Here is a 9,689-nt window from a genome sequence, read left to right as displayed (position 1 = left end):
TGGGCCGGGCTGGTGCGCACGATCGGTAGGCCGAGGGTCAAATTGACCCCGCTGTGCATCTGCAACAGTTTGAACGGAATCAGCGCCTGGTCGTGGGTCGGGCAGGCCACGGCGTCGTATCCGCCGTCGATCGCAGCAGGGAACAAGCCGTCCGCAGGCAGCGGGTCGCTGATATCGATCCCCTCCGCACGCAGGGTCTGGGCCGCCGGGATCAGCACCTCGAGTTCCTCGCGGCCGATGCCGCCGCCCTCCCCCGCGTGGGGGTTGAGCCCGGCCAGGGCGATCCGCGGCCGCTTGACGCCGAAATCCTCGATCAGCGCCCGCTGCAAAATCCGCAGCTGCTCGAGCACCAGCTCGCGCGTCAGCAGTTGCGGCACACGGGCCAGCGGCACGTGCACAGTCAGCGGCACCACCCGCAGCCGCGGTCCGGCGAGCATCATTACTGTGGGCAAGCCGAAGCGCTGCGCCAGCCAGCCGGTGTGACCTGCGTATTGCACCCCGGCCTCGGCCCAGCTTTGTTTGCAAATCGGTCCGGTGACCACGGCGTCGGCTGATCTTGCAACGACCGCTTCCACCGCCGCGCTGAACCACTCGAAGCTCGCCGCGCCGCAGTCGGCATCCACCGCGCCTAACTTAACCGGGCCCAAGGCATCGCCGACCTGCACCAGGTCCAGCTTGCCCGGCGTCGGCTCCGACAGACCGTCGGCGGGTAGCTCGCGGATTAGAGTCGGATCGACTCCGGCCGCAACGCAGCCGCGCTCGAGCGCCCCACGGTCGCCAAAGACAGTCAGATAGATATTGTCAGGAAGCCCTGCGTCGCGCCCTGCCAGCGCGGCCAGCAGCTCCGGTCCGACCCCAGCGGGGTCGCCGAGGCTGACCGCCAAGCGCACCGGCCGCATCAGTCGTCGGCATCCTGGTGCAGCAGCTTGAGGTAGTCGACTTTAATCTCGACGTGGTGTTTCTCGCGCAGCTCGCGGTCGATCCGCTGCATCTCGCGGTCCACGGCCTTGTTGAACAGCGTGCGGCGAACTCGAGCCTCCACCTCGTCAAAGGGGACCTTGCCCGCCGAGCTCTCGTTGAGCACGGTGATGAAGAAGAAGCCGCGCTCGTCGCGGTAGATGCTGCTCAGTCTGCCCGGTTCGAGACCCTTGAGAGCGTCGCGGTACTCCTGCTTGAGCATGCTCGGATCGGAGATCGTACCCAGGGAACCGCCGTCGGGTGCGCTGGGCGCATCGGAGAAGCTGCGCGCCACCTGCGAAAAATCCTCGCCCGCTACGACCAGCTGCATCACGGTGATCGCTCGGGCGTAGCGCTCGGAAACGGCGGCTTCGTCAGCCTCGGGCGGCACGTTGATGCGGATCTCGCCCAGCTCGACGATCGGCCTGCGCATGAACTCGTCGATGTGCTGGTTGTAATAGTTCAGCACCTCTTCGTCCTCGACCATCACTCCGCCCTTGAGGCGGTACTGCACGTAGCGCTCCTTCTTGATTCGACGGCTGAGCTGCTCGCGCAGATCCACTATCGTGCGCCCCTCGGCGGCCAGCGCCGACTCCAGGTCGGAGCGCCGCATGCCGCTTTGCTCGACCAGATCCTGTAGAGCCTCGTCGACCTCGCGCTCGCTGACGGTCAGCCCCAGGCGTTCGATCTCTTGGTCAAGCAGCCGATCCTGCACCAATACCTGCAGGATCATATTGCGTACCTGGGCCTCGGCCTCCAGCCGTTGCGCCGGGGGCAACGTGGGATCGAGGTTCTGCTTCTCGTAGGAGAACAACCGCTCGACCTCGAAGGTGGTGATGATCTCGGATCCGGCCACCGCAGCCACCCGATCGACGACCCGCGCCACGGCGGGCGCGGCGATCAGCAGGCATGCGAGCAGCATCGCCGCGGCTGTGCTTAAACGTCTCATTACTTGGCTCCCGTCCCCGCGCTGAGCAGGGACTCGTTGATCGTGATGTGCGCCTTGGCCCGCAGTTGGTCGACGTAGACCTCCCAGGCCTCGTCCACCAGGCCCTCGGCCAGCTCGCGCTCGATCTGCGGCCGAACCCGTTCGAGCTCGATCACGCTCGCGGGCCGCAGTTGTAAAACCTTGAACACGTGAAATCCGTAGCTGGTGGCGATCGTCTCGCTCACCTCGCCGGGCTGCATATCCCAAATCGCCAAATCCATCTGCTCGGGCAGCTGTCCGGGCTCGACCCATCCCAGGTCGCCGCCCTGCCCCGCCTCGGGAGCGATCGACTTGGCCCGCGCCAGGTCCGCGAACTCAACCTGAGTTTGCAGTTGCGCCGATACCTCGCGCGCCTGCTCCTCTTTCTTGACCACTATCTGCAGCACGTGCACCGAACGTGGGCGCGTGTACTGCTCGATGGGCGCGTTGTACAGCGCCTCGACGTCGGCCGACTCGACCTTGATCGTCGGCTCGACCACCTGCTGTACCATCCGCTCGGTCAACAGCCGATCACGCAGCGAACGCCGCAGTTCGTCCAGGGACACGCCGCGGCCCAATAGTGTGGCCTCGAACTCGCCCTCGGGGTACTGCGAACTCAGCTGATCCAGCGCCGCGTCGACCTCCTGGTCCGGGATCGAAATCCCCAGGCGCTGAGCCTCCTGACGCACCAGCTCGGCGCTGGTCAGGTGGTCGAGAAACGCCAGCCGCAGCCGCAGCTCGCTCAGCGAATCGTCGGACTGCACCATCAACGACGAGCGCGAGGCCGCGAAACGCGCCTCGAACTCGGCCTGGGTGATCGGCTGGCCGTTGACGCTGGCCACCAGCCGCTCGCTCGATTGCTGTTCGAGCCGCTCGTCGGCGCAGCTCGTGGCGCAAGCGCAGGCCAGCGCCGCAAGCAGAACGACGATTATTATGTGCCTAAGCTCGAACATATCTCACGCTACGTCATGGGGCGCCGAATTATAACCCTAGCCTGGATTATTCGTCAGGCTAATAAAAAGGGGCGACGGCAACGCCGCCGCCCCCCGGACGTCAACAATTGCCAGAGGCGTCTGAGCTATTCGGTCTTCTCCTCGGAGCTGACCGGCGCAAGCTCGATCTCGCCGTCGCTTTTCGGGACGGGGATCGCCTCGGCGTCGGCCTCGGGCTCGCCCGCGGACTCGTCGACCAGCAGGTTCTCGTCGATGGTCACGCCGATGCGTCCCTTGAGATCGGTGATGTAAGTCTCATACTGCTCGCGGCGACGCTCGTTGATGATCTTGCGTTCGATGGTGCGCTCGACGCTGTCGTAGTCGCGGACCTCGGTCGGCTCTTTCTTCTCGAGCTGGACGATGTGAAAACCGCGCGAATCGCGGAACACCGGGCTGATTTCGCCCACGCTCTGCAGCGCGAACACGGCCTCGTCGAACTCTTTGCCCCGCGAACCCTTCTTGATCGGGCTGAGCAGACCGCCCTTGCTGGCCGAACCGCGCTCCTCGGAAAATTTCTCGGCCACAGCGGCGAAGTCGCCGCCCTTGAGCTCGGCCTGAGCCTGCCCGATTTTGGTCTCGGCCGCAGCCTCATCCTCGGGAGTGGCGTTGCGGCGCAGCTTGGTCATTATATGGCGCACCGTGGCGCGCTCGGGAATGGAGAACTCCTCGGTGTGCTCCTCGTAGTAGGCCTTTTTCTCGTCCTCGGTGGGAGCGAAGTCGGTCTTGGCGAACTCGTTGCGCACCTTATTGTAGAGCAGGGTCTTCTTGACCATATCGAGCTCCTCGAGGAAGTCCGGATCCTGGTCGTAGCCCTTGTTCAGCGCTTCTTGGTAGAACAGCTCCTTGACCACCAGGGTGTCCAGGTGCTGCAGCTTGCCCTCGCGGGTGGCCAGGCGCTGACGAAAATATGGAGGTACGCGCTCAAGGCTGGAGTTGAACTCCTCGAATGTGATCACCGTGGTGCCGACCTTGGCCAACTCGGTGCCGCCGGCGCTGTCCGGGGCAGTCGAAGAGCTGGAGCTGGTGGTGGCCGGCTGTTCGCAGGCCGCGATCATGGCAATCAGGCCCAGACACATAACGATCGGTAACAACAGAGCAATCGGCTTGACTCTCATATTGCGCTATCTCCCTATTTCTACGTAAGTACTTTATCGGTTTTATCTCGACGGCCACGACCGTCGACAGGACGAAAGTCTATATCATATACCCTGGATATCGCGCAAGAGCCTGTTGACGAAGCTGATGATTTTCGCCGGAGGCAGCTTGCCCACCCGCAACAGCAGCCGCCCCTCGGGGGTAATCGAGCGCCGTTGTTTGTCCTGGGTGACGAACTCGACGAGGCGTTGCGGCCCGATCAACGTGCTCGGGTCGAAGCTCAGCGCCAGCAGCCCCTGGCCGTAGTCCAGGTTGGCGACGCCCAGCCGCGCCAGGTTCAGCCGTAGCCCCATCACCTTCAGCAGGTTAAGCGCCTGGGGCGGCAGCGCGCCGAAGCGATCCTCAAGCTCCAGATGCATCTGCTCGAGATCGGGCTCCTCGGCGCAGGCCGCGATCCGTTTGTACAGCGTCAGGCGCGACGCCTGGTCGGCCACGTATGATTCGGGTATCCAGGACTCCAGCGGCAGGTTGACCTCGGGATCAATGCGATCAGTCACGGCCTCGCCGCGCATCTCCTTGACCGCCCGCTCGAGCATCTGGGCGTACATCTCGAAGCCGATCGCCGCCAGGTGGCCCCACTGCTCGCCACCGAGCAGGTTGCCCGCGCCGCGGATCTCCAGGTCGTGCTGGGCGATGCGGAACCCGCTGCCCAGCTTGGTAAAGCGCCGCAATACGTCGAGCCGACGCTTGGCGTCGGGCGTGATCGCGGCCTCGTGCGGAACCAGGGCGTAGCAGAACGCCCTGCGGTTGCCGCGGCCGACCCGGCCGCGCAGCTGGTAGAGCTGAGAGAGGCCGAAGGTGTCGGCGCGGTCGATGATGATCGTGTTGACGTTGGGAAAGTCGATGCCGGCCTCGATGATCGCCGTGCAGACCAGCACGTCGATCTCGTTGCGGGCAAAGCGGATCATCACCTGCTCCAGCTCGCCTTTGGCCATCTGGCCGTGGGCAATCTCGATCCGCGCCTCGGGCAGCAGCCGGGCGATGCGCCCGGCCAGCGAGTCGATGGTGCGCACGCGGTTGTGGATCACGAACGCCTGGCCGCCGCGCCCCAGCTCGCGCAGCAGCGCCTGGCGGATGGTGTCCTCGTCGAAGTGCGCGATAAAGGTTTTAACCGCCAACCGGTCCTGGGGCGGGGTGTTGATCGTCGAGAGGTCCATCAGCCCGGTAAGGCTCATGTGGAACGTGCGCGGGATCGGCGTGGCGGTCATGGTCAGCACGTCCACGCTGTGCCGCAGCTGCTTGATCCGCTCCTTCTGCGCCACGCCGAAGTGCTGCTCCTCGTCGACGATCAGCAGTCCAAGGTCCTTAAACTGGATAGACTTGGACAACAGCTGATGCGTGCCGACCACCAGGTCGACTTGGCCGACCTTGATCTGCTCCACCACCTGCCGCCGCACAGCCGTGGGCACAAAGCGCGAGAGCATCCCGACTTTGAGCGGGAATTTCTCGAGGCGTTGCGAGAATGTGCGGAAGTGCTGGTAGGCCAGGGTCGTGGTCGGCACCAGCACCGCAACCTGTTTGCCGTCCATCGCCGCCAGGAACGCCGCGCGCAGCGCGACCTCGGTCTTGCCGAAGCCCACGTCGCCGCAGACCAGCCGGTCCATCGGCCGCGGCTGCTGCAAATTCTCGAGCACCTCCTGAATCGCCCGCTGCTGGTCCGGCGTCTCCTCAAAGGGGAAGGTCGCGGCGAACGCCTCGTAGGTCGCGTCGGGCTCGGAGAATCCGTAGCCGGGCTGGGCGCGCCGGGCCGCGTAGAGCGCCAGTAACTGCTTGGCCATCTTGCGCGTGGCCTTGCGCGCCCGCTTGCGCGCATTGTTCCAGCGCACGCCCCCCAGCCGATCGAGGGTCGGGTGCCCTTCCCCGCCCACGTAGCGCTGCACCAGTCCCAGCCGGTCCACCGGCACGTAGAGCCGATCGCCGCGCGCGTACTCGAGCAGCATGCACTCGACCTCGGTATCGCCGGCCTTGATTCGCGCCAAGCCGCTGTAGCGCCCGATGCCGTTGTGCGCGTGGACCAGGTAATCGCCCTGGCCGATCTGGTCGAAGTCCTCGATGCGTGCGGCCTCGTACTCCTGGCGGATCGTGCGCGAGCGGCGGCGGCGCTGGCCGAACAGCTCCTCCTCGGCGAGCAAAAACAGCCCGGCCTCGGGCCAGAACAGTCCCTGCGTCAGCTCGCCGCCGACAATGGTCACGGTCTGCAGATCGTGCGCATCGGCGCGCGCAGCCTCGATCACCCAGGCCTCGTCGTCGATCTTCGCGCGCACGCCGTGGGGCGCGAGCAGCCGCGCCAGGCGCTCGCGCTGCTCCGCGGTGTGGGCCACAGCCAGCGGCTTGGCCTCCTGATCAACGGCCCGGCGCAGGCGCTGGACCAGCGGTTCGAGCATCCGCTCGGGCGGCTGGGCCACGATCTGGTCGCGCAGTTCGGCGTTGGACTGCGCCTCCCAGGGCAGAGTTTCGATCCGTGCCTGGAAAGCGTCGGTCGGATCCAGCGGCCCGAACAGCAGCGGCTTGAAACCCTGGATCTGCTGCATCAGCTCGGCGGGCTCCACCCCGAGCTGCTCGGGGTGCGGCACGATCATCCCCGCGTCCGCGCGTTCGTCGCGGCGCTCGACCAGCCGCTGGTAGGCCTTGTCCAGCTCCCGGCCGACTTCCAGCGGATCGAGCAGCGCCACCAGCGATCCGTGCGGCAGATAGTCCAATAGCGAGACCAAGGGCCGCTCGAAAAACAGCGCGGAAAAGAACTCGATGCCCGGGAAAAACACGCCCGAGCGCACGCTTTGCTCCAGGCGGTCCCGGCTGCGTTTGCCGATGTTCAGCTCGTCGGCCAGACGTTTAATCTGGCGTGCGAACAGCTCGCGGGCCTCGGCGGTGAGCGCGATCTCACGAAACGGGATCACAGCCACGTTGTCGAGTTGCGAGCGCGTGCGCTGCGACTGCGGGTCAAAGGTGCGGATCGACTTGATGCGATCGATGTCGAACTCGATGCGCACCGGCCGCTCGAGCTGCGGCAGGAACACGTCGACCAGCTCGCCGCGGGCCGAGAAGTCGCCCAGATCCTCGACCAGCGGCGACCTGACGAACCCGGCCTGGACCAGAAATTCGATCAGCTCCTCGCGGTCCAGGTGCTGGCCCAATCGCAGCTGGGTCAGGCGCGCCTCGAGATCCTGCGGCGGCATGGCGCGGATCGTCAGCGCCCGCGCCGCGGCGACCACGATCGGCGGCGGTCCGACCCGACCCAGCCGATGGCAGACGCGGATGCGCTCGGCCACGGTGTAACCCGCCGGGCTGATCGCCTCGTAGGGCGCCACGTCGTAGTCCGGGAACTCGATCACCCGCTGGGGCTCGTCCGCCGACTCGCCCAGGAACAGTCGTAGCGCCTCGAGCGAGAGTCGCGCCGATGGCCTGTCGGGCGTGATCAGTAAAATCGGGCGGTCCAGGCGCTCGAGCATCCGCGACAGCAACAGCTGCGGCGCACTGCCCGCCAGTCCGGGAGCTGCCGCGGGCCGCGCATCCAGCGCCAATTGCGCGAGCTGGTCCAGCCGCTCAGGAAACATGATTAATCCGAATTATGCGTCGCGTGGGGTTGCCAGCATGCGGTCCAGAGCGCGTTTGGCCGGTTCGCGCACATCAGCCGCAACCTCGACCGTGAAGCTTGGCGGGTCGCAAAGCGCGGCCTGGACATCGCGTAGCGTGGTCAGCTTCATATTGGAGCAGACCATGTTCAGGCTCGCCGGGAAAAAGCGCTTGTGCGGATTATCCAGGCGCAGCCGGTGCAGCATGTCGATTTCAGTGCAAACGATGAACTCCTGGGCCTCACTGTGCTGCGCCACCTCGAGCATCCCCGATGTGCTGCGCACCTCGTGGGCCAGGTCGAGCACCTCGGCGCGGCACTCGGGGTGGGCCATCACCAGCGCGGCGGGGTGCTGCTCGCGGGCCAGGCGCACATCATCGGCCGTGAGCAGCTCGTGAGTCACACAAAAACCGTGCCAGGGGATCACGCGTTTGTCCACGTGGCGCGCCACCCAGGCCGCCAGGTTGCGGTCCGGCACGAACAGCACCTCGTCCGCGTCAAGGGACTGCACGACGCGCTGGGCGTTGGCGCTGGTGCAGCAGATGTCGGACAGCGCCTTGACCTCGGCCGTGCTGTTGACGTAGGTCACCACCGCGGCCCCGGGGTGCTCGGCTTTGAACTCGATCAGCTGTTCGGCGTCGATCATGTCGGCCATCGGGCAACCGGCTTCCATGCGCGGCAGCAGCACCGTACGATCCGGCGCGAGGATCGCCGCGCTCTGAGCCATGAAATGTACGCCGCAAAATACGATCAACTCGGCGTCGGTCTGCGTGGCGATGATCGACAGTCCGAGGCTGTCGCCCACGTGATCGGCCAGATCCTGGACCTCGGGGCGCTGATAGTTGTGCGCCAGCAGCAGAACGTTTTTTTCGCGCGCCAGTTCGCGGATGCGCTCGATCGTCTTCGCCTCATCCATGGTCATGCCTCGAAATCGATTGTCGGGCCGGGTTACTCCGCGGTTGGGCTGCCCGAGCTGATCCGCCTGCGGTAGGCCGCGGCGTACCATGCCGCGTAAAAGGCGCTGGCCACAAAGGCTGTGACGCACAGGCCGTAACGGCAGGCCGGGGGCAGAACCCGCTCGCCGCTGAAATAAATCAGCACGATCAGTGCGGTGCAGAGGATCGCCAGTTTGACAAAGCGCTCGGCCCAGTGCAGCCCGGCGTGGCTCAGGGAAAGGAAGTTCTCGACTCCGCCCACGGTGAGCTCGATCATGGCGATCAGGTAGATCAGCACCACCAGCGGCGGCGCGACGTCGAGGCTGAACACCAGGGCCAGCGGCAGCACCGCGCCGCTGAGCAGCAGCGACATCCCGGCCAACGGATTACTGCGCAGGAAGCCGCGCAGGGTGCTCCAGCCGCCGTGGATGTACTGCCAGCCGGTATAGACCGTCCAGAGCATGATCGGCACCATGATCCAGATTGCGGCGGCGCGGGCGCTGAACAGCCAGAGGATCAGGCAGGCGTAACCCCAAAGCACGATCGCCACCCACAGCCGGTGGTGGATCTTGCCCTTCTTGAGCTTGTAGAGCACGCCGAACAAAATCAGCCCGGCGGCGATTATCGACAGCACCAGACGCGGGATGTTCGACTCGGGCAGCGCCAAATAGAACAGGATCACCGAGCCGCCCATCACCTGAACGTTGGTTTTGATCTTGGCCAGCTCGCTGGTGGCCATGTCGTATTTAAGGTGTGTGTAGACCGTGCGCAGATCGGTTACCAGGAATTCGCGCGCGAACATCAAGGCCACGATCCAGGCCGGCAGAAAACCGCGATGCACCAGCGGCAGGAACAACGCTCCGACCATCAGCTTGTCGGCCAGCGGATCGAGGAAACGGCCGAATTCAGTGGACCCGTACTTGCGCGCCAGCATGCCGTCGAGATAGTCGGTGACGCCGGCCACGGCCAGCAAGCCCATCGCGATCAACATCGAGGTCGGTCCGCCGTAGAGCAGGTAGACCGGCACCGGCAGCACCACGATGCGCAGCATCGTCATCTGGTTGGCGGTGATCAGCGGTTTGCCGTTGCTCATAACGGCGCCGAGTTTATCA

At 65.4% G+C, this 9,689-nt stretch carries 7 protein-coding genes; all 7 read right to left on the bottom strand.

The annotated features are described in order from the left end of the window. Nucleotides 1–899, bottom strand: an 899-nt coding sequence (gene pdxA / locus P9M14_04715) for a 4-hydroxythreonine-4-phosphate dehydrogenase PdxA (protein ID MDP8255029.1), incomplete at its 3' end; no start/stop codon positions are given. After that, a complete protein-coding gene (locus P9M14_04710) occupies nucleotides 899–1,906 on the bottom strand; it encodes a SurA N-terminal domain-containing protein (GenBank protein ID MDP8255028.1) in 1,008 nt (335 codons plus the stop codon). The genes pdxA and P9M14_04710, both read right to left, overlap by 1 nt. Further along, nucleotides 1,906–2,877: a SurA N-terminal domain-containing protein gene (locus tag P9M14_04705; GenBank protein ID MDP8255027.1), complete on the bottom strand. Its 972-nt coding sequence runs from the start codon at nucleotides 2,875–2,877 to the stop codon at nucleotides 1,906–1,908. The genes P9M14_04710 and P9M14_04705 overlap by 1 nt, the downstream gene beginning before the upstream one ends. Nucleotides 2,878–3,002: 125 nt before the next feature. After that, entirely contained in the window at nucleotides 3,003–4,031 is a 1,029-nt protein-coding gene (locus tag P9M14_04700; GenBank protein MDP8255026.1) for a peptidylprolyl isomerase, read from the bottom strand. A gap of 84 nt (nucleotides 4,032–4,115) precedes the next feature. Beyond that, a complete protein-coding gene (gene mfd, locus P9M14_04695; GenBank protein MDP8255025.1) occupies nucleotides 4,116–7,625 on the bottom strand; it encodes a transcription-repair coupling factor in 3,510 nt (1,169 codons plus the stop codon). Between the two features lie 12 nt (nucleotides 7,626–7,637). Further along, nucleotides 7,638–8,558 (bottom strand): quinolinate synthase NadA, encoded by a 921-nt coding sequence (gene nadA, locus P9M14_04690; protein ID MDP8255024.1) that lies wholly within the window; start codon nucleotides 8,556–8,558, stop codon nucleotides 7,638–7,640. 32 nt (nucleotides 8,559–8,590) lie between these two features. Then, nucleotides 8,591–9,670 carry a CDP-alcohol phosphatidyltransferase family protein gene (locus P9M14_04685; GenBank protein MDP8255023.1) on the bottom strand — a complete coding sequence of 360 codons (1,080 nt, stop codon included), beginning with the start codon at nucleotides 9,668–9,670 and terminating at the stop codon, nucleotides 8,591–8,593. Nucleotides 9,671–9,689: the final 19 nt, after the last annotated feature.

The sequence above is a fragment of the Candidatus Alcyoniella australis genome (assembly GCA_030765605.1).
Classification (GTDB): Bacteria; Lernaellota; Lernaellaia; order JAVCCG01; family Alcyoniellaceae; genus Alcyoniella; species Alcyoniella australis.
This window is presented reverse-complemented; position numbering and strand designations above follow the sequence as displayed.